Source organism: Streptomyces bullii, assembly GCF_042657145.1.
Classification (GTDB): domain Bacteria; phylum Actinomycetota; class Actinomycetes; order Streptomycetales; family Streptomycetaceae; genus Streptomyces; species Streptomyces bullii.
Genome location: NZ_JBHSNY010000003.1, coordinates 393,470 through 412,753, shown reverse-complemented (window position 1 = coordinate 412,753; position 19,284 = coordinate 393,470). Strand labels below are relative to the sequence as shown.

17 protein-coding genes and 1 riboswitch are annotated in these 19,284 nt (G+C 74.6%); of the genes, 5 read left to right on the top strand and 12 right to left on the bottom strand.

Annotation, left to right across the window (positions count from 1 at the left end):
• Positions 1-50 precede the first annotated feature (50 nt).
• Positions 51-1,739: a glycoside hydrolase family 13 protein gene (locus tag ACFPZJ_RS09785; protein WP_381019604.1), complete on the bottom strand. Its 1,689-nt coding sequence runs from the start codon at positions 1,737-1,739 to the stop codon at positions 51-53.
• A gap of 303 nt (positions 1,740-2,042) precedes the next feature.
• Between ACFPZJ_RS09785 and ACFPZJ_RS09780 the strand changes: the two genes are divergently transcribed.
• From ACFPZJ_RS09780 to ACFPZJ_RS09770, 3 genes are all read left to right on the top strand, one after another.
• Positions 2,043-2,993, top strand: coding sequence for an LAETG motif-containing sortase-dependent surface protein (locus tag ACFPZJ_RS09780; protein ID WP_381019603.1), 951 nt, complete (start codon positions 2,043-2,045; stop codon positions 2,991-2,993).
• 144 nt (positions 2,994-3,137) lie between these two features.
• Positions 3,138-4,445 (top strand): threonine--tRNA ligase, encoded by a 1,308-nt coding sequence (gene thrS, locus ACFPZJ_RS09775; RefSeq protein WP_381020160.1) that lies wholly within the window; start codon positions 3,138-3,140, stop codon positions 4,443-4,445.
• Positions 4,446-4,484: 39 nt separating this feature from the next.
• A complete protein-coding gene (locus ACFPZJ_RS09770; RefSeq protein WP_381019601.1) occupies positions 4,485-5,471 on the top strand; it encodes a nucleoside hydrolase in 987 nt (328 codons plus the stop codon).
• A 7-nt stretch (positions 5,472-5,478) separates the two neighbouring features.
• On the opposite strand, the gene ACFPZJ_RS09765 is transcribed toward ACFPZJ_RS09770, so the two are convergent.
• Together ACFPZJ_RS09765 and nicT are read right to left on the bottom strand one after the other, a co-directional pair.
• Positions 5,479-5,898: a VOC family protein gene (locus tag ACFPZJ_RS09765; RefSeq protein WP_381019599.1), complete on the bottom strand. Its 420-nt coding sequence runs from the start codon at positions 5,896-5,898 to the stop codon at positions 5,479-5,481.
• A 77-nt stretch (positions 5,899-5,975) separates the two neighbouring features.
• Positions 5,976-7,064, bottom strand: coding sequence for a Nickel transporter NicT (nicT, locus tag ACFPZJ_RS09760; RefSeq protein WP_381019597.1), 1,089 nt, complete (start codon positions 7,062-7,064; stop codon positions 5,976-5,978).
• A gap of 28 nt (positions 7,065-7,092) precedes the next feature.
• Positions 7,093-7,291, bottom strand: a riboswitch (cobalamin riboswitch).
• A gap of 172 nt (positions 7,292-7,463) precedes the next feature.
• Between nicT and ACFPZJ_RS09755 the strand changes: the two genes are divergently transcribed.
• Positions 7,464-8,243 carry a hypothetical protein gene (locus ACFPZJ_RS09755; protein WP_381019595.1) on the top strand — a complete coding sequence of 260 codons (780 nt, stop codon included), beginning with the start codon at positions 7,464-7,466 and terminating at the stop codon, positions 8,241-8,243.
• A gap of 10 nt (positions 8,244-8,253) precedes the next feature.
• Here the strand turns inward: ACFPZJ_RS09755 and ACFPZJ_RS09750 are convergent, their stop codons facing one another.
• The 5 genes from ACFPZJ_RS09750 to ACFPZJ_RS09730 form a co-directional block, all read right to left on the bottom strand.
• Complete coding sequence (locus tag ACFPZJ_RS09750; RefSeq protein WP_381019593.1) at positions 8,254-8,529, bottom strand: hypothetical protein; 276 nt, start codon at positions 8,527-8,529, stop codon at positions 8,254-8,256.
• 66 nt (positions 8,530-8,595) lie between these two features.
• On the bottom strand, positions 8,596-9,303 hold the full coding sequence (locus ACFPZJ_RS09745) for a GAF and ANTAR domain-containing protein (protein ID WP_381020158.1): 708 nt from the start codon (positions 9,301-9,303) through the stop codon (positions 8,596-8,598).
• A gap of 373 nt (positions 9,304-9,676) precedes the next feature.
• A complete protein-coding gene (locus ACFPZJ_RS09740) occupies positions 9,677-10,420 on the bottom strand; it encodes a TIGR03943 family putative permease subunit (protein WP_381019591.1) in 744 nt (247 codons plus the stop codon).
• Complete coding sequence (locus tag ACFPZJ_RS09735; RefSeq protein ID WP_381020156.1) at positions 10,417-11,421, bottom strand: permease; 1,005 nt, start codon at positions 11,419-11,421, stop codon at positions 10,417-10,419. Before ACFPZJ_RS09735 ends, ACFPZJ_RS09740 begins: the two co-directional genes overlap by 4 nt.
• A 92-nt stretch (positions 11,422-11,513) precedes the next feature.
• Positions 11,514-12,857 carry a helix-turn-helix domain-containing protein gene (locus ACFPZJ_RS09730; RefSeq protein WP_381019589.1) on the bottom strand — a complete coding sequence of 448 codons (1,344 nt, stop codon included), beginning with the start codon at positions 12,855-12,857 and terminating at the stop codon, positions 11,514-11,516.
• A 99-nt stretch (positions 12,858-12,956) separates the two neighbouring features.
• Between ACFPZJ_RS09730 and ACFPZJ_RS09725 the strand changes: the two genes are divergently transcribed.
• Positions 12,957-13,109 (top strand): hypothetical protein, encoded by a 153-nt coding sequence (locus ACFPZJ_RS09725; protein WP_381019587.1) that lies wholly within the window; start codon positions 12,957-12,959, stop codon positions 13,107-13,109.
• Between the two features lie 173 nt (positions 13,110-13,282).
• Here ACFPZJ_RS09725 and ACFPZJ_RS09720 read toward each other — a convergent pair whose 3' ends face one another.
• The 4 genes from ACFPZJ_RS09720 to ACFPZJ_RS09705 all read right to left on the bottom strand — a co-directional run bounded on the left by ACFPZJ_RS09720 (position 13,283) and on the right by ACFPZJ_RS09705 (position 19,226).
• Positions 13,283-14,740 carry an extracellular solute-binding protein gene (locus tag ACFPZJ_RS09720; protein ID WP_381019585.1) on the bottom strand — a complete coding sequence of 486 codons (1,458 nt, stop codon included), beginning with the start codon at positions 14,738-14,740 and terminating at the stop codon, positions 13,283-13,285.
• Positions 14,740-17,643, bottom strand: coding sequence for a substrate-binding domain-containing protein (locus ACFPZJ_RS09715; RefSeq protein ID WP_381019584.1), 2,904 nt, complete (start codon positions 17,641-17,643; stop codon positions 14,740-14,742). Before ACFPZJ_RS09715 ends, ACFPZJ_RS09720 begins: the two co-directional genes overlap by 1 nt.
• Before the next feature lie 4 nt (positions 17,644-17,647).
• Entirely contained in the window at positions 17,648-18,082 is a 435-nt protein-coding gene (locus ACFPZJ_RS09710; protein ID WP_381019582.1) for a hypothetical protein, read from the bottom strand.
• 76 nt (positions 18,083-18,158) lie between these two features.
• A complete protein-coding gene (locus tag ACFPZJ_RS09705) occupies positions 18,159-19,226 on the bottom strand; it encodes a hypothetical protein (RefSeq protein WP_381019580.1) in 1,068 nt (355 codons plus the stop codon).
• Positions 19,227-19,284 lie beyond the last annotated feature (58 nt).

The window sequence follows — 19,284 nt, the reverse complement described above, 5'->3', positions numbered from 1 at the left end:
CCGGTCCGGTCGGCCCCCACCGGGGGCCGACCGCCGTGCGGGGGAACCGGTCAGCGTCCGAGCCACACCGTCGTGTCCGGCCCCAGCCGCCCGTCCTCCAGCGGCGCGCTGGTCAGCAGCACCTCGCCGGCCGGGAGCGGGACCGTCGCGCCGGACAGGTTCGTCACGCACCGCCAGCCGTCGCAGCGGTCGAACTGGAGCACCCCGTCCGGGGTGTCCTCGGCCCACACCAGTTCCTCGCCGTCGAGCAGCTTGCGGCGCAGGCGCAGGGCCGTGCGGTACAGCTCCAGGGTGGAGCCCTCCACACCGTCCTGGGCCTCCACGGAGTACGCGGCGAAGTCCGGCGGCTGCGGCAGCCACGACCCGCCCGGGCCGAAGCCGTACGACGGTCCGGTGGTCGTCCACGGCAGCGGCACCCGGCAGCCGTCGCGCCCCTTGCGGACATGGCCGGTCTGCTCCCAGATCGGGTCCTGGAGGACCTCCGTGGGCAGGTCGGCGACCTCGGGCAGGCCGAGCTCCTCGCCCTGGTAGACGTACGCCGAACCGGGCAGCGCCAGCATCAGCAGGGTCGCCGCCCGGGCCCGGCGCAGCCCCGCGGCCGCGTCGACGGCCGGGGCCCGGCCACCGGACAGCAGCCAGGCGTCGAGGTCGGTGCCCGGCGGCAGCATCAGGCGGGAGGCGTGACGGATCACGTCGTGGTTGGACAGCACCCAGGTGGCCGAGGCGCCGGCCGCCCGGGCGCCGGCCAGCGAGTCGGCGATGACCTGCCGGAGCGCGTCCGCGTCCCACGGGGTCTGCAGGTACTCGAAGTTGAAGGCCTGGCCCAGCTCGTCCGGGCGGGCGTACAGCGCGCGGCGGGCGCCCGGCACCCAGGCCTCGGCGACGGCCGTGCGGGGCGGGCGGTAGGCGTCGAGGATCTTGCGCCAGTCGCGGTAGATCTCGTGCACCTCGTCCCGGTCGTAGAACGGGTGGGTGCCGGGCGGCAGATCGGTCAGCGCCTCCTCGCGGCTGAGCTCGGGCGCGCCCAGGTCGCGCAGCGGCTCGCTGAGGTCCTTCACGAGGGCGTGCGCGACATCGATGCGGAAGCCGTCGACGCCGCGGTCGGACCAGAACCGCAGCGTGGTGCGGAAGTCGGCGCGGACCTCGGGGTTCTCCCAGTTGAGGTCGGGCTGCTCGGGGGCGAACAGGTGCAGGTACCACTGCCCGTCGGGCACCCGCCGCCAGGCGCTGCCGCCGAACACGGAATGCCAGTCGGTGGGGGGCAGTTCACCGCGCTCACCGCGCCCGTCCCGGAAGACGTACCGGTCCCGGGCCGCCGAGCCGGGCCCGGCGCGCAGCGCCTCCTGGAACCACACGTGCTGGTGGGAGGTGTGGTTGGGGACGATGTCGACGATCACCTTCAGGCCGAGGCGGTGCGCCTCGGCGACCAGGGCGTCGAAGTCGTCGAGGGTGCCCAGGCGCGGGTCGACGTCCCTCGGGTCGGCGACGTCGTAGCCGCCGTCGGCGAGTTCGGACGGGTAGAAGGGGCTCAGCCACAGGGCGTCGACGCCGAGGGCGGCCAGGTGGGTCAGGCGGCGGGTGATGCCGCGCAGGTCGCCGAGTCCGTCGCCGTCGGCGTCGGCGAAGCTGCGGGGGTAGACCTGGTAGACGACGGCCTGCCGCCACCAGTCGGGGTCCCTGGAGGACAGGTCGGGCGCGGCGAGGGGCGTGGAGTCTGGCGTGGTGGTGCGGACGGTCACGCGGTCTCCTCTGCGGTCGTACGGGTGACAGCAAGAAATCTGTCCACTACGCCGGAAAAGTGAACACCCGGGCGACCCGGAGCGGATCGTTCCTTGTGTGGCGGAAGTGTGTCGAAGGCGTAACTGCCCCTGCATTCCCGCAGGTTGACAGTGTGCTGCGGCGCCGCCACCATGGGGGCTCACTGAGGCGCATATGACCAATGAGCCCAGTGTTTCTCAGACCACTCATCCCCGGGACGGCCGGCCGCCGCGCGCTGCCCTGCTGCCCTCCCCCGGGTTCCGGCACACCCAGATGGGATCCGCATGTCCATAGCGAGACGTGTCACCGCGCGACGCCTGCTGGGGACGGGCGCCGCGACGCTCGCCCTCTGCGCCGCCTCCCTCGCCTCCGCGTCGGGCGCCTTCGCCACCGGTACGCCCGGTGGCGAAGGCTGGGGCTCCGGCGGCGCCTACAAGCCCGGGACGGGCGCGGGCACGGAGACCGAGACCGACCGCTGCCAGTTCTCGCTCGACGGCGTGAACTTCTTCGACTCCGTGAAGGTCGACGACCAGAACCTCAAGCCCACCGACGACGGCAAGGTCCACATCAAGGTCCGCACGGCCGGTGACGCGACCACCTGCACGGCCTCCCTCGCCTCCTACCTCGCCCACGGCCCGACCTTCGCCACCTCCGGCGAGCAGGTGTTCGTCGACTTCGACACGGTGACGGTCAAGCCGGGCCAGACCGACTCCCTCGACATCGCCATCCCCGACAAGGGCTGCTTCGCGCAGATCGACCTGTACCGGGGCGCCGTGAAGTTCGACGGCAAGCTGGACGCGAACGACGGCTTCCAGCACGGTGAGCTGCCCAAGGGCCCGGACCGCCCGGTCATCAAGGACAAACTGATCGCGGCCTGGAACGGCGGCGCGAAGGACTGCACGGCGACTCCGCCGCCGTCGTCGCAGCCGCCCACCACCCCGCCGCCGTCGGAGCCGGCCGAGCCCTCGACCCCGGCCGAGGGGACCACCCCGCCGGCCTCCGAGCCGCCCGCCGAGCCCACCGAGCCCTCGGGCACCCCGTCGACGGACGCGCCCACCCCGTCCGCCTCCGAGTCCACCACCGCCCCCGCCCCCACGCCGAACGGCGGCGGTGACCTGGCCGAGACGGGCGCCAACAGTGCGACGGGCCCCATCGCCCTCGGCGCGGCGGCGCTGCTGGCGGGCGGCGCGGCGATCGTGGTGGTGACCCGCAGGAAGCGCGCGACGCGTTCCTGACGCCGCCCCACCGATGTGCGCGCACCACGCGCGCACCGGCCGCAAAAGCGTTCGCGGGGGAGACGCGCCCCTTGCTAGCGTCGGTCCCATGCAGCGCGCCATCCAGCCGTCCCTCACGACGACGCCGGACCCCGTCCCGGCGCGCTGACAGCTGACCGAAGTCCGAAGCCCCGGGGCGAGTGCCCCGGGGCTTCGTCGCGTGGTGCTCGTCCCGGTGACCGACGTGAGGAGACCACCGTGCACGACCACCGGCGACTCGGCCGCGAACTCGGCCTGTTCGACACCGACCCCCTGATGGGCGCCGGGCTGCCGTACTGGCTGCCCGACGGGGCCGTCGTACGGCACACCCTGGAGGAGTACGTCCGCGACGCGGAACGCGCCGCCGGCTACCGGCACGTGTACTCGCCCGTCCTCGGCAAACGCGAGCTGTACGAGCTCTCCGGCCACTGGGACCACTACGGCGACGACATGTTCCCGCCGATGGAACTGGGTGCGGAACAGGTCCTCCTGCGTCCCAGCCTGTGCCCCCACCACGCCCTCATCTACCGCTCCCGCTCCCACAGTTACCGGGAACTCCCCTACGGCATGGCCGAGTTGGGCGGCATGTACCGCGCCGAGCTGTCCGGCGTGCTCGGCGGGCTGACCCGCGTGCGGGCCATCCAGCTCAACGACGCGCACATCTTCTGCACCCTGGACCAGGCCGTCGACGAGGCCCGCGCCGCACTCGGCCTCATCGCCCGCGCGTACGACGACCTCGGCATCCGCGCCGCCCGGTACCGGCTCTCCCTCCCGGGGCGCGCGGGCAAGTACGTCGCCGACCCCGGCCTGTGGGAGCGGGCCACCGCCCTGCTCCAAGAGGTGCTCCGCGGTGTCGAGTACGACGCCGCCGAGGGCGAGGCCGCCTTCTACGGCCCCAAGATCGACGTGCAGATCGCGGACGCCGCCGGCCGCGAGTCCACCCTGTCCACCGTCCAGATCGACCTCCACCAGCCCGAACGCTTCGACCTGCACTACGTCGGCCCCGACGGCGGCAGACACCGCCCGGTCATGGTGCACCGCAGCGTCATCGGCAGCGTGGAGCGCGCGGTCGCCCACCTCGTGGAGCGGCACGGCGGCGCGTTCCCGGCGTGGCTGGCCCCGGTGCAGCTCGCCGTCCTGCCGGTCGCCGACGCCCAGGTGGAGCGGGCGCACGACGTCGTACGGCGGGCCCGGGCCCGCGGACTGCGGGCGGAGGTCGCCGGGCCCGGGGACGGCACCCTCGGCGCCCGCGTCCGCGCCGCGCGTCTCGTGCCGTACCAGGCGGTGATCGGGGAGCGGGAGGCCGGCACCGACCTGCTCGCCGTACGGCTGCGGGACGGGCGGCGGCCGGGAGCGGTGCCCGTCGCGGAGCTGCTGCGGCGGATCGGGGAGCGGGTGGCGGCCCGCGGTACCGCCCTGTGGGAAGGCGCGTAAGGTCACTTGCAGCAGCCGTACGGTGGAAGGAGCCAGGCCGTGACGACCGACGCCCGCCCCATCCCGGTGATCATCGACTGCGACACCGGGGTCGACGACGCCCTGGCCCTGCTGTTCGCCGTACGCCACCCGGGACTCGACCTGCGCGCCGTGACCTGCGTGGCGGGGAACACGGACGTGGACGGGGTGGTCCGCAACACGCTGACGGTGCTGGAGCGGGCGGGCGCGCCCGACATCCCGGTCGCCCGGGGCGCCGAGCGCCCGCTGATCGAGGCGCCGAGGTCCGCCCGGCACGTGCACGGGCACGACGGCATGGGCGACCTCGGCCTGCCCGCGCCCGCCCGCACCCCCGTCGACGTGGACGCGGTGACGCTGCTGCGCCGCGAGATCCTGGCCTCCCCCCGCCCGGTGACCCTGATCCCCACCGCGCCCCTGACCAACATCGCGCTGCTGCTGCGCACCCACCCCGGCATCACCCGCAACATCGAACGGATCGTGTTCATGGGCGGCGCGGCGGCCGTCGGCAACGCCACGCCGGTCGCGGAGTTCAACGTCTGGCACGACCCTGAGGCGGCCGCCGTCCTGCTCACCGCCGGGGTGCCGATCACGATGTACGGGCTGGACGTGTTCTCGCGGGTCGTCGTCCCGGCGGCGGACGTACGACGGCTGCGCGCGAGCGCGGAACCGGGGGCCCGGCTCGCCGGCGACCTGCTCGCCCACCGCCCGGCCCACCCGGGCAGCCGCCCCGACGACCCCGCCGAGACCGCCGGCGGCCTCGGCGACGCGGGCGCGGTGTGCGCGGTCGCCGACCCGGAGGGCCTGACCACCCACCGCCTGCCGGTGGAGGTCTCCCTGGCCCCGGGCCCGACCCGCGGCATGACGATCGTCGACCGGCGCCTGCGCCCCGGCGAGTCGGAGCTGCACGAGGGAACCCGTGAACAGGCCCTGGTGGACGTGGGGTTGGACGTGGACGTGGAGCGTTACGTGAAGCTGTACCTGTCGACGGTCGAAGGCGTGGGCGGCTAGGGCGGCCCTAGTCGGCGTCCGTGTCGTCGCCGAGCTCGCTGAACAGGGTCAGCTGGAGCGCGCCCGGGGCCTCCAGGCGGGAGTTCAGCGAGTTCCACGGGGTGCGCGTCGGCTCGGCGATCACCTCCGCTCCGGCGGCGGCCAGCTTCGCGGTGGTGCCGGCGGAGTCGTCGACCCGGAAGGCGACCCGGACGTGCCCGGCCACGCGCCGCCCGACCTCGACGTCGTCGATGAAGGCGGCGTGGTGCGGATCCGTCAGCTCCAGGGTGGCCCGGCCGGCCTCCAGGATCGTGACCCGCCCGCCGGGGGAGCTGAACGCGCCCCGCTCGGGCAGGCCCAGCACATCGCGGTAGAAGCGCAGCGCGGCGTCGTAGTCGGCCGCCGTCACCACCAGGCGGAGTTCGTGCACGGCGGGCTGCTCGGACATGTCGGCTCCCTCGTATGGATGGACACCTGTCGTCAACCCGCGGCCCTGCCGGGGGATTCCCTCGCGCCGGCCCTCCGCTAGCGGGTGTCCGCGGGCCGCACCGCCCACCGCTCCTCCACCCTCGCCAGCTTCCAGTACGCCACCGCCGCCGCCCACACCACCACGAACAGCCCGACGATGACGTAGCCGACGTTGTCCAGGTCCAGGCCCGCGATCCAGCCGGTGACGGAGTCCCGCAGCTCGAGCTTGTCGCGCAGGACGCCCACGAGTTCGATGGTGCCGATCAGGAAGGCTACGGCGATGGACAGGCCGGTGATGGTGAGGTTGTAGAAGACCTTGCGGACGGGGTTCGAGAAGGCCCACTGGTAGGCGAAGTTCATGAAGGTGCCGTCGAGGGTGTCGAACAGGCTCATGCCGGCGGCGAAGAGGAGGGGCAGGCACAGGATCGCGTACCAGGGCAGGCCCGCCGCCGCGCCGGAGCCCGCCATCACCAGCAGGGTGACCTCGGTGGCGGTGTCGAAGCCGAGACCGAAGAGGAAGCCCAGCGGGTACATCTGCCCGGGCCGGGAGATGGACCTGGTGAGACGGCCCAGGATGCGGTTCATGAACCCGCGTGCGTCCAGGTGGGCTTCCAGCTCCTTCTCGTCGTACGTCCCCGCCCGCATCGCCCGGAACACCTTCCAGATGCCCGCGAGGGCGACCAGGTTGAGGGCGGCGATGAGGTAGAGGAAGGAGCCGGAGACCGTCGTGCCCAGGACGCCGAGAACCTGATGGGTGCGGGAGTCCTCGTCCATGACGCTGCCCGCGAGCCGGGTGCCGCCCGCGATCAGCAGCGCGAGGAGGACCACGACGCTGGAGTGGCCGAGCGCGAACCAGAAGCCCACGGACACCGGGCGGCCGCCGTCGGCCATCAGCTTGCGGGTGGTGTTGTCGATGGCGGCGATGTGGTCCGCGTCGAAGGCGTGGCGCATGCCCAGTGTGTAGGCGGTGATGCCGAGACCGATGCCGAAGGCCTTGTCGCCGACCTCGAAGTGCCCGGGGACGACGAGCAGGAACAGCACGCCGAACGCGACGACGTGCAGGGCGGCGACGGCCGCCATCAGGCCCGCCGTCTTGACGGTGTCCTCCCGACGCCAGCGGAAGGAAGCAGGGGTGGGCAGGCTCATCCGGTCACGCTCCAGCACCTCGTGGATCACTTCGTGAGATGCCGTGGCCGGTCTCCTGGCTTACGGGTCGTACGTTCCCGGCCCGCCTTCCCGGCCTGACGGCCAGTGACTGTCCCGCGGGGGACGTGGGACGGGAACTCCCCGATCACAGTGGCGAGGGCCGCTCCGGACTGGGCCCCTGAGGGCACGTCACCGGCTTCCCGAACACCACGGCCCGGCCACGGTAGGCCGGGCAGGCGGCTGGTGCCTAGCCGCCCGCCGCACAGGTACGCAAGATCACATCGCCGGTCCGGTCTCACCCGGACGGCCCGCCGCGCTGGAAAGCCACCGCGCGGGGTGGTGCCGTAGGAGCACGTACCGATCTTGGGAAACGTCCGGCCCCACCTGGAGGCACCCCCGATGACCCACCCCCCGGCCGCCGCCCGCATCCTCCTCGCCACCGCGCTGTCGGCGACCGTCCTGCTGGGGGCCGCCGCCTGTTCCGTCGACGGGCGGACGGCGCCCGGGTCGGGGCGCACGGCGGCGTCCACGTCGAGTTCGGCCGGGCCCGCCGCGGAACAGTCCGCCGCCCTCACCGCAACCCAGGTCCGGGCCGCGCTGATCACGGAGGCAGACCTGGGGCAGCCGTGGGTGCCGACCCGAGGCGGCGCGACCTGGCGGGACGGGCTGCTCAAGGCGAGCACGGAGGACGCCGACTGCCAGCGCCTGCTCGACGCCCTGTACACCGAGGAGCTCTTCGGCACCCCCACCGGGCCGGGCGCGGCGTCCGCGCTCGACGACTCCGGCACCGAGGCCCAACTGCGCTACCAGGTCGCCGCGCACCGCCCTGCGGACGTGGACCGCACACTGGCCTGGCTGACGTCACTGCCCGGCAGGTGCGGCGAGTTCTCGGCCGCGACCACCCGCGGCGGCGTGGCGCACGTCCAGGTCTCCGACCTGCCGCTGCCGGAGGCCGGGGACGCCCGGCAGGCCCTGCGCGTGGTGCTGAGCGGACAGACCTCGGACGGCGCACCGGCGCACCTGACCATGGACCTGGCCGCCGTCCGCGTCGGCGAGAACGCCATCACGCTCACCCACGGCGGCTACGGCGACCTCGCGGCCGAGGTCACGCAGACGGTCGTCCAGCTCGGGACGCAGCGCCTGACGGAGATCAGGAAGCAGGGGCGGGCGGAGGTCTGAGCCGGGCCGGCTAGCCGAGACGGTCGACGGCCTCCTTCGCCTCCAGCAGTCCCGCGCCGGTCGCCTCCCGGTACGCCTTGATCGCCCGGGTCCTCCTGCCGTCCCGCACGAGCGCCGCGACCTCCTCCCGCCACGGCTCGTGCTCGCGCAGCCCCAGGTGGTCGAGGATGTGGTCGAGCTTGCGCTCGATACGGGCGGCGCGGCGGTCGGCCTGCGCGATCCGGCTCTGGAGGGTGATGAGGGCCAGGAGGACGACCAGGGCGAAGAGCAGGGTGGTGATGGCCATGACCGGCAAGCCTAGGAAGGTCACGGCCGCCGGTGCACGGCGGCACCGACGACGGGCTCCGAGACACTAGTCGCGGTCGAACCGCTTGCGGTGGGCGACCACGTCACGTGCCACGTCCAGTGCCGTGCGCCCCCGGGCGAAGGCGTCGCCGCGCAGCCGTGCGAGCGCCTCGTCGGCGCCCACCCCGAGCTGCGCCATGATCATGCCGACGGCCTGGTAGATCTCGTCGTGGTCGGCGGCCAGTCCGCTCAGCCACGGCTCGCCGCCCTGCGCCTCGTGCTCATCGCCGTGCGGCAGCGCCATCAGGGCCGTCGTCATGATCCCGGCGACGAGCCGGGCGATGTGCAGCTGCCGCTCGGTCAGCCCGCCGGGGGTGTCGCGGTAGAGGTCGAGGGTGCCGACGCACACCGCGTCGTTGCCCAGCGGCATCACGTACACCGCCCGTACCCCGGCGGCCGTCGCCTGCTGGGCGAAGACCGGCCAGCGGTGGGCGTCGTGACCCTGCGTCAGATCGCAGGCGAGCACGGGCGCACCGGTCTCCAGGGCGAGCCGGCACGGTCCGTCGCCCAGGGTGGCCTGGATCTGCGCCACGCGCGCGGCCTGCTCGCTGCTCGCGCTGAGCTGGACGGGCATGCCGTCGCTGCGCAGCGACACGCTCGCGCCGGTCACCGGCAGCAGTTCCACCGCCGCCGCGCACAGCCGCCCCGGGAGCTCTGCCGGCGTGGCCCCGTGCACGCCATCGGCGATCACGTCGGCGGCCCGCACCCCGTCCACGTCGTCGTGCGGGTCCTGGCACGGGTCGTCCGCATACCGGTCCTGGCGCGGGGTGTCCTCGTACGGGTCCTGGCACGGGTCCCGGGCCCGGTCGGTGGACCGCCGGTCCTCAGGATCGTCGTCCCTGGCGCGGCGTGGACCCCGGTCGCCGCCGGCGGCGCCACTGGGGTCGTCCCTGGGCCGCACGGTCACCCGCCTCCTTCGATCACCGCGCCCTTCACTCTCGACGGACTCCCGGAGCGGGGCCTTCGCTCGAATGCGGGGCTCGGCCGGCCGCCGTCCGTCCGTCCGGAAACGAGCCCCGACTACCCGCGCCCCGCAGGGCGAAACCCGCACGCCGCGGGCCTTCACGAGGTGTCCTCGGGGCGGCCGCTCAGCGCTTCTCGTACGGGTTGGCCGGCTGCTGCGTCCGCCGTACGTCCGTGACGTCGAGGACCGGCGGCCAGGCCGCGTCCGAGCCCTGCTCGCCGCGCGGGTGCCAGGTGCCGGTGACCGTGACCCAGGTGTCGGCGGGCGGACCGTCCGCGCCGCGGATCTCCGCCCTGGCGGTCGTGGCGTCGGCGGCGCAGCAGGAGACGAGGAGACGGGTGACGTACCAGGTGCCGTCGTCGTCGCGGGTGACGAACCCGGTCAGGCGGACCGTGCGGCCGTCCAGGGACCGCCCGCTGTCGTAGACCGCCCGGGAGGCGAACGCGCCGAGGGTCAGGTCCAGCGGGTCACCGGCCGGCAGGGCCGGGAAGGTGCCGACGCCCCGCGCGGCCCGGCGCTCCGCCTCGCGCTCGGCGCTGTAGGAGCCCAGGGCGGGCGGCGGGAACAGCAGCAGCGCCAGGGCGGGGAGGGCGAGCAGCCAGGCGGCCCGCGGGCCGTGGGGAGCGGGACGACGGGGTACGCCGCCCCGCTCCTGGCCAGGGGCCTCGCCCCGCCCGCCCCGCCCGTCCCCTCTCCTGGCCAGGGCCGTCACCGTCACGGCCAGCAGGACCAGTGCCGCCCCGGACACGATCAGGTACGGCCGCAGCCCGGGCCGCACGTAGCGCAGGTACAGGTCGCCGAAGAGCGAGATCCGCAGGATCGCCGCGCCGGTCAGCGCGAGCAGGACGGCCGGACCGTGGCGCCTCACAGCAGCCACCACCCCACCAGCACGCTGGAGGCCACCGCCACCAGCCACGTCACGGCCGAGAACCGCACGGCGAACGCCCGGCCGAAGGTGCCCGTCTGCAGGGCGACCAGCTTCAGGTCCACCATCGGCCCGACCACCATGAACGCCAGTCGCGCGGTGGGCGAGAAGCCGCCGAGCGAGGCCGCCACGAACGCGTCGGCCTCGCTGCACACGCACAGCACGACGGCCAGGACGGCGAGGAGCAGCACCGACAGCCAGGCGGACCCGGTGAACACCTCCAGCACCGACGGCGGCACGGCGATGCCGAACGTCGCCGCGGCCGCCGCGCCCACCACCAGGAAGCCGCCCGCGTGCAGGAAGTCGTGCTGGAGGCCCGCGACGAAGGCCCGCGGCCCGCTCGACGCCTGCCGGGCGGGGCGCCGCGGCGGGCGCAGCCACTCCTCCCGCCCGAACCGCGCCCACAGCCAGCCCATCACCACGGCGGCGGCGAGGGAGGCGACGAGCCGCCCGAGCACCATCCGCGGCTGCCCGGGGAAGGCGACCGAGGTCGCCACCAGCACCACCGGGTTGATGGCGGGCGCCGACAGCAGGAAGGCCAGGGCCGCCGCCGGGGCGACTCCGCGCCGCATCAGGCTCCCGGCCACGGGCACGGACGCGCACTCGCAGCCGGGCAGCACCATGCCCGCCGCGCCCGCGACCGGCACGGCGAGGGCCTGGTTGCGGGGCAGGAGCCGGGTGAGGACCCGCTCGGGCACGAACGCGCCGATCGCCGCCGACACCACCGTGCCCAGCAGCAGGAACGGCACGGCCTGCACGGTGATCGCGGTGAACACCGTCCACCAGGCCGCGACCGGCGGGCTGTACAGGTCCAGGGCGAGCACCGGTGCGAGCACGGCGGCGACGGTGACGACGGCCAGCAGCGCGGCGCAGCCGAGCACCGCGTACACGAGGGCGCGCAGCCCGAGCCGCACGCCGTCGGCCACCGTCCGCTGGTGGCGCACACGCGCCCCACCCTGGTCCTGCACATCCCCACCCCGGTCGTTCACACGTGGGGGCAGGGTATCCGCGGGCGCCGGGCGGCACCCCGGAATCCTCACAGAGGGGGCTGGGCGGGGGCGGGCCCGAGAGTGGTCGTGCCGGGGGCCGTACGGTGGCCCAGCCCGGTCCGGTAGGCGTCCAGCGCGGCCTCCACGCGGCCGGTGCGGCGCAGCAGGTCACCGAGGAGCCGGCACAGGTCGGCGAGGTCGCCCGCGGCTCCGGCCCGTTCCAGCAGGCTCAGGGCGCGCACGTAGTGCTCCTCGGCCCGTTCGGTGTCGCGGGCGTCCTCGGCGATGATGCCGAGCAGCCGGTGGGCGGCGGCGGAGTGCACGGCGCCGCGCTCGGACGACAGGTCGCCGAGCACCCCGTGCAGCAGGGCGGCCGCCTCCGCGGAGCTGCCCCTGCGGTGCAGGACGTCGGCCAGTTCGACGGCGACCTGGCTGCTGTAGAGGGTGGCGCGCTTGGCCGACAGCATCCGCAGCGCCTCGCGCAACTCGTCCTCGGCGCGCTCCAGCCGGCCGTTCTGGGCGTAGACGTAGCCGCGCATCCAGTGGCAGTTGGCGAGCTCGGTGCGCAGCTGGAGCGTGCGGTACAGCTCGGCGGCCTTGGCCAGCGAGGCGTCGGCCTCGGCGAGGCGGCCCTCGGCGAGCAGGGTACGGGCGACCGACCGGTGCATCCGGGCGACCAGCGCCGGGTCGCCCGCCCGGGGGGCGAGGGCCAGCGCGAACTCGGCGGCTTGCGCGGCACGCGCGTGCGCGCCCATGTCCATGTACGGCCCGATGGCGCTGGCGTAGAGCAGCAGCAGGGCGTCGGGGTCGTGCAGTCCGCCCCGGTTCAGTTCGTCGAGGGTGGACTCCAGCAGGTAGACGGCGTACCTGAGCTCACCGGCGAGGTAGTGCGCGACGGCCCGTCCGCGCAGCGCGGGCACCCGGACGGGCAGCGGCGCGTCGGCGAGGCAGGCCTCGGCCCTCTCGAAGTACTGCCGCCCGGCGACGAGTTCGCCGGTCTCCAGGGCGCACTCCCCGAGCCCGAGCAGGGCGGCCGCCCGCTCGTCGGCCAGCTCGTGCGTCTCCGCCTCCACCAGCAGTTCGGCGTACTGCTCGGCCGCCGCCTCGGCGTCGCCGACGGCCAGGACGCGCCGGGCCTCGGTCAGCCGCAGCCGCAGCTCGGTGGGGAGGCGGGCGGGACGACCGGTCGCCAGTTCGTCGAAGGCGACCCCGAGCCGCTCGGCGAGGTGCCGCAGGGCCTCGTCGGAGGGCCGCACCCGCCCGGCCTCCAGGGTCGAGATGTACGCCGGGGTGTACACGGGCTCCGCCAACTGCTTCTGGGTCAGCCCGCGTTCGACCCTGAGCCGTTGCACCCGGCGTCCGATGACCCCCGGGTCGTCACGCTCCCCCACTGTCAACTCCCCCTGGGCCCCTTGCCGTTCGGCTTCGACAGCCCCTAGGTTAAACCGGGAATTAAGTCTGCTTAATCCGTCGCTTGTTGCGAGGTCGCCGTGCTGGAACGCCCCCGTACCACCGAGCGTTGTGCCAGAGGCTTCGCCGCCGCCGTGATCGCCGTCGCGACCCTGCTCCTGGCCGCCAACGCGGGCCCGGCGAGAGCGACGGAGGACCAGCAGGCCCCACGGGTCGTCGCGGGCACCCGGTGACATGCGGTTCGCCTGTCTCCCGGCTGGTCCACGGGTCACGCCTCCCGGCGGACGCTCGGCTTCCCGCCTCCGGGGCGAGCGTACGGTTCCCCCACCTCCCGGCGAGCGTACGGTTCCCCTGACTCCCCGCGAACGCTCGGTGCCGATGCCTTCCGGCGGCTCTCGCGGGGTCCTCAGTCGGGCAGCGCCCCGCGCAGCGCCTCGTCCAGGCTCTTCGCGAGTTCCGCGTCGCTGGGCGGGCTGTCGGAGAACAGCGCGCCGAGCCGGGCGGTGAACGTCTGTGTGAACGCCCCGTACAGCGGGGTGCGGGGGCGGGGGACGGCGTCCTTCAGGGCCCCGTACAGGATGCGCCTGGCGTAGGCCGGGCGGCCGGCCTTGTCGCGCGGCATGCGGTCGGCACTCTCGCCGGTGGGGGAGGCCGACGGGACCGAGGCGGCCACCGTGCACCGCACCTGGTCGTCCTCGTACGCCGAGGTGCGGGTGGCCGCGAACCCCGCGTCCAGCAGGCAGCGTTCGCTCTCCCTGCCGGTGAGGAACCGGATGAGCTCGGCGGCCTTGGCCGCCCGCTGGGACGTCCCGGTCACCGCGAGGTTCTGGCCGCCGAGCACCGCCCGGCCGGGCAGCGGGACCACACCGAGCTGCCGGTCGTCGAAGGACTGGTGCAGGGTGCCGTAGGCGTACGGCCAGTGCCGCAGGAAGGCGGTGCGGCCGTCGGTGAAGTCGTCCAGGGAGGCGTCCTCATCGGAGCTCTCGGCCTCCGGCCGCAGGGTGTACGGGTCCGCGGTGCGGCGGCGCAGCTCCGCGATGCCCCGCGTGAGCTGCTCCACGGTGGCCCGGTACCGGCCCTGCTCGTCGGTCAGTTCGAGGCCCGGCACCGCCGACGCGAACGCCTCCACGGCGTTGACCGTGCGGCCCTCGTAGGCCGCGAGCTGGGTCGTCCAGCCCTTCTTGTAGCCCTCGGGCCGGTGGTCGTTGACCGTGTCGATCAGACTCTCCAGCCTCGCCCAGTCCAGTCCGGCGTCCAGTTCGGGTTCCTGGACACCCGCCTGCTCCAGATGGTCACGGCGGTAGTAGAGGAGCCCGACGTCGCTGTTGAACGGCACCGCGTACACCTGACCGTCCCAGGTGGCCGTCCTGGCGACGGACGCGATGACATCGCCGTCGATCATCGTCCGGGACAGCGGCCGGATCAGGCGTGCCGCGGCGAACTCCGGCACCCACGTCACGTCCAGGTTGACCACGTCGTACGACGCGCTGCCCGACTGCAGCGCGCCGAGCAGCTGGCTGCGCTGTTCGTCGGCGCTGCCGGGGAGTTCGACCAGCCGGGCGTGGTAACCGGTGCCCGCCCGCTTCTGCCGCTCGTTCCAGGCGTCGATCAGCTGCTGGCGGACGCCGTTCTTGCCGGTGACGTCCCGGCCGCTGGCGACGACGATGGCGCCGGGCCCGGCGTCGGAGGGCGAGGGCGCCGCGCCGGCCCCGCCACCGCCTGCCCCACCGCCCGCACCGCCGTGGTCGGCGGAACAGGCGGCCGTCAGCAGCAGGGCGAGGAGCGGGGCCGGCAGGACGGCGAGCCGTCGTCGGGACCGTACGGACAGTCGGGACAGTCGGGATAGTCGGGACAGTCGGGCCATCATTCCTCCCCCGTTCCGGTGCGGGCGACCTCGTCGTGCAGGGCCGCGCCGAGCTTCTCGCCGGCGTCGACGCAGCGGCCGCCGCTCGCCGCGGAGATCTCGGCGTCCGGCCTGCCCCGGTCGCAGCCGCCGGCGACCAGGGACACCATCGCCACCGGCACCTTCACCGAGCGGGCCATCGCCAGGACGTCGGCGAGGCCGGCGCCGGTGAGCCGGCCCGCGTCCTCGTCGTCGGTGACGTACACGATCAGCCGGGGGCGTTCGGTGCCGCGCCGCTCCATGTCGGCGAGAGCGGCGAGCAGGGCCGCGTGCGGGTCGGCCTCGGCGTCCCGGACCCGGGCGCGTTCGCCGATCGCGGCCCGGGCGTCCTTGCGGGTGTGCTGCCCGAACGGGAGCAGCGTCTCGTACGGCCGGTCGCCGAGCCCCGCCACCGCCCACACGCCGTACTCGTCCCGGCCGCCGAGCCCGCCCAGCGCCTGTCGCACCAGGTCGGGGCCGCCGCCGGGCCCCTTCCACCGGTCGGTCATCGAACCGGAGCTGTCCAGCAGGAACAGCACCCGGCCGGGACCGTTGGCCCCCTGGTAGCTCGTCAGCGCGCGCTCCATCTCGTCCCGTCCGGCGGACGTGTCGAGCGGCCGGGGATCGCCGAGCACTCCGTCGTCGGTGTCGGCGTCGGGGGCGGTGCCGGGGTCGTCCGAGTCCATCAGGTACCGGCCGCCCGTGGCCGAGCGGAAGCCGTCGCGGGCGAACACCTCACGCCCCCGCTCGCCGGTGAGCCAGGTGCGGAAGCCCGCGGCCGCCTCGTCGCGGCCGGCCCGGTCGCGGTCGGCGCCCTTCCAGCGGACGCGGACGAAGAGGGGTTCCAAGCCGGGTACGTCGCCGGGGTACTGGGCGATCCGGTCCACGCGCTTCTCGCTGTCGCAGCCGACGCCGCTCTTCATCAGGAACTCGGGCACCAGGGCGGCGGTGCGCAGGTCGACAGCGTTCTCGTCGGGCAGCGTGCAGAGCAGGTCGGCGGCGGTGGGCGAGGGCGCGCCCGGGGCGATCCGGCGCTCCGCGCGGGCGGGGTCGACAGTGTCGGGGCGGTACAGGCCGACCGTGGCGAGCAGGCCGGTGTCGGTGAACTCGGGGTCGGGGCGGCGCACTTCGGCGTCCCCGGCCCGGTCGCGCAGGTCGTCGATCATCCTGGTCAGCGGCGGCCCGGCGCGCTCGTGCAGGGGCTCGGCGACGAGGTCCTGCGGAACGGCGAGCACGATCGGCGAGTAGGCGAAGGGCTCCGTGTCCGGCTCCAGGTCCGCGACGGCGTCCGTGTCCTGGCCCTTCATGACCCGGGCGGCGTCCGCGGGGGTCGCGGGGATCCAGACGTCCGGCTGCGGACCGACGTCCCGCTGCGGGTTGTCGGCGTCGCCGGGAGGCTCCTTCCAGGCGGTGGACTGCTTGCGGAACGCGTTGACCGCGCGGGCGGTGCCCGCGCTGTAGACCGTGATGCCGCTGCGGCGGCAGCCGTCGCCGGTGGTGTTCTCCTCCGACTCCAGGTACGTATCGGCGGCGGCGCGGACGGTCCGCTCCAGGTCGGGGTCGGTCAGGACGCGCAGTTCCACGGGCGGGGCGCAGGAGACGCCGTCGTCGCGATGACCCAGGAGGTAGAGGTACACACCGACGCCCAGGGCGGCCGGTGTCAGCAGCAGTGCGGCGCAGATCGCGGCCACCCGGCCGGGACGCCCCCCGGCGCGGCGAAGGCGGGGCAGCCGGGGTCGCCGCAACCAGGCGAGCAGCGCCTTGCCCCAGCCGATGAGCAGGGCCGGGAGGACGGCCGGGGGAACGGCGGGGCGGGGGGAAGGGTCTGAGGTGGTGTTCGGGTTCGGGTTCGGGGTGGGCGTAGGGGGGCGGTTCTGGGTGGGCGTGGGGGTGGGGGTCTGGGTGGGGGTGGGGGTGGGGGTGGGGTCCGGGTCGGGCCCAGGCACCGACTCCCCGCCACCGCCCGGCGCCCCCGACCGCCCAGGCACCTCCTCCTCGCGGCCAACCGGCGGCGCCGGTAGGGGAGTGGAGGGCACCGGAGCGGGAGTCGACGGCACCGGCACGGGAGTCGGCTCGGACACCGGCCCGGACGCCTGTTCGGACACCGGCTCGGGCCCCGGCACCCCTCCCGCCGGCGGCCACCGCACCCCCCGTGCCGACAGCAGCACGTCCTCGTCGTGCGCGGTCCGCCACTGCGGCTCCCAGGGCTCGCCCCGGAACGTCCGGTAACCGCCGGCGGCCATCCGCTCCCGCATCTCGTCCGCGAGGTCGCGGAACCACAGCTCCCCGTCCTTGTCGAGGAGTTGCACGAGCTCCCCGGTGAACGGCGTCGGCGTACGCGGATCGCCCGCGTCGATGCGGTGGTTGGCCTGCACGCTCATCAGCAGCAGCACGCGCCGCCGCTCGCGCGACTGTTCCCAGATCCACGCGGCGTTGCCCGCGTTGCAGCAGTCCAGGACGATCACGATCCGCCGGGCCCGGCTGGTGCCCAGCACGGTCAGCACGTCCGTGAACCGCTCCGCGCCGGGGAACACGGCGTGCCCGCCCGCGATGACGCGCGCGTTGCGCATCTGCAGGAACAGCTCGTCGCCCGCGCTGGGGACCGCGCCGTGCCCGGCGAAGTACAACAGGAGCACGCCCTCGGCCTCGGCGGCGGCCGTGCCCAGCGCGCGGCTGAAGTCGTCCAGGGACGGCGACCGCGACAGGGTGATCTCGTGCTCGCCGAAGACCCGGCCCCGCTGGATCACCTCGCGGAGACGGTTCAGGTTGTGCTTGACGGCCGGCAGGTCGCCGGGCACGCCGTGCGGCGGCTCGGTGAGGTCGTACTCGGACACCCCGACCAGCAGCGCCCGGTTCACTCTGCCGCGCGGGTCGAAACGGCTCACCGGGTCAACCGTCCACCCGGGCGGCGGGCGGATCACCGTCCTCCGGGTCGCGGTCGGTCCGCCCCGTCTGCGGGTCCACCGGGTCGACACTGACCCCTGGCGGATCGCCGTCCTCCACCCGGGCGCGGTTGCCCCGCCACGCGTCCACGGCCCGTCTCACCAGGTCCAGCACTTCCACCAGCAGGACGGTGGTCTCCAGCACCGTGACGACGATCTCCATGTCGACGCCCATCGGCGTCCTGGTGTCGTCCCCGCCCGTCTCGTCCGACTCGTCCGTCCGGCGCCGTTCGTGGATCTGCAACTTGCTCGCGCGGACCATCTCGTCGAGCGGTTTCTCCCGCTCCAGCCACTTGTGCAGGGCCCCGACATCGCTTTCGGTGGCCGTCCCGTCCAGCCGCACGCGGATGCTCCGGGCCGCCACTCCATCCCCCTCAGCCATAACTCATCATCATGGCACCGCACTTGCGCACTGGGGAGGGTCCGGAAGCGTCCCGGCAAGCGTTTGTGCGCCGTCCTCAGGACCCGACGGACGAGCCGAGGCCGGCCAGCCGCCGCTGGACGTCGTCCAGCGCGCCCTCACGCCGACCGGGCACCGTCTCCCGCAACCGGGCCAGCGCGGGCCCGAGTTCGCGGGCCCGTGCCTGGTCGCGGATCTGCGTCCACTGGTGGTGGGCCCGGTCCACGGCCGCCTCGACGGCGGGCGCGTCCACGGCCTGCCCGGCGTTCAGCCGCGCCCCGGCCACCGCGAGCCAGGTCCGGCAGCTGCGCACCGCGTCCCCCGCGAACATCGCCAGGTCCGCCCGGACCTCCGCCCAGTGCAGCGCCTCCTGCGACCCGGCCCCGTGCGCGTGTACGGCGGCCTGTTCGTGGCGTGCCGCAAGCGCGTCGGCGTCGGCGTGCCGGCCGGCCTGGACGGCGGCCGCGATGTCGGCGTGCGGATCGCCGCTGCCGGGCCCGGGGACCGCCAGCACCAGGTCCGCGCCCGAGCTCTCGCGCGCGATCCGGCTCATGGCCTGCTGGTGCAGCTGCTCCAGGGGCGGCCGGTGCCCGCTGCGCAGGATCGTCGCGACCGCCCGCATGTACGCCGGGACGGCCACCGTTCGCCGCGACGGCGGCGGCGCGATGCGACCGTAAACGGCGTTGCCACGGCCGCAGTCCAGCGGGCGGCCGCGCAGCCACTCCCAGCTGTCCGGGTCGGCGTGCAGATCCAGCACCAGGGTCGTCGTGCCGCCGGGCCGCAGCCGCAGCTCCTCCCGGATCCAGTGCCAGGGGAAGGCCGTGTAGCGGACCGTGGACGGGGTCGTGCGGGCCATCGCCAGGTGGGGCAGGTGCTCGCGGCGGTCGAGCTGGAGCTGGCCGGTGACGTACACGGTCAGCGGGCCGGGGGTGGCCGCGGCGGCGCGCAGCCGGGTCAGCACGGCCTGCGGCTCCAGTGGGTCGGCGAGTTCGACGACGTTCGCGGTGTCCGTCCCGGACAGTACGGCGGGCGGCACGGCCGCGAGGACGGGGAGCACGGAGGCGGCGTCCACCAGGCGTCCCTTGCCCAGCGGCGAGGCCGCCACCAGCAGCACGGTTCCGGGCATGGTCCCCTCCCCCTGTCGATCACGTACGGCAGCACGGTAACCGCTGCGGCTGCAAAGG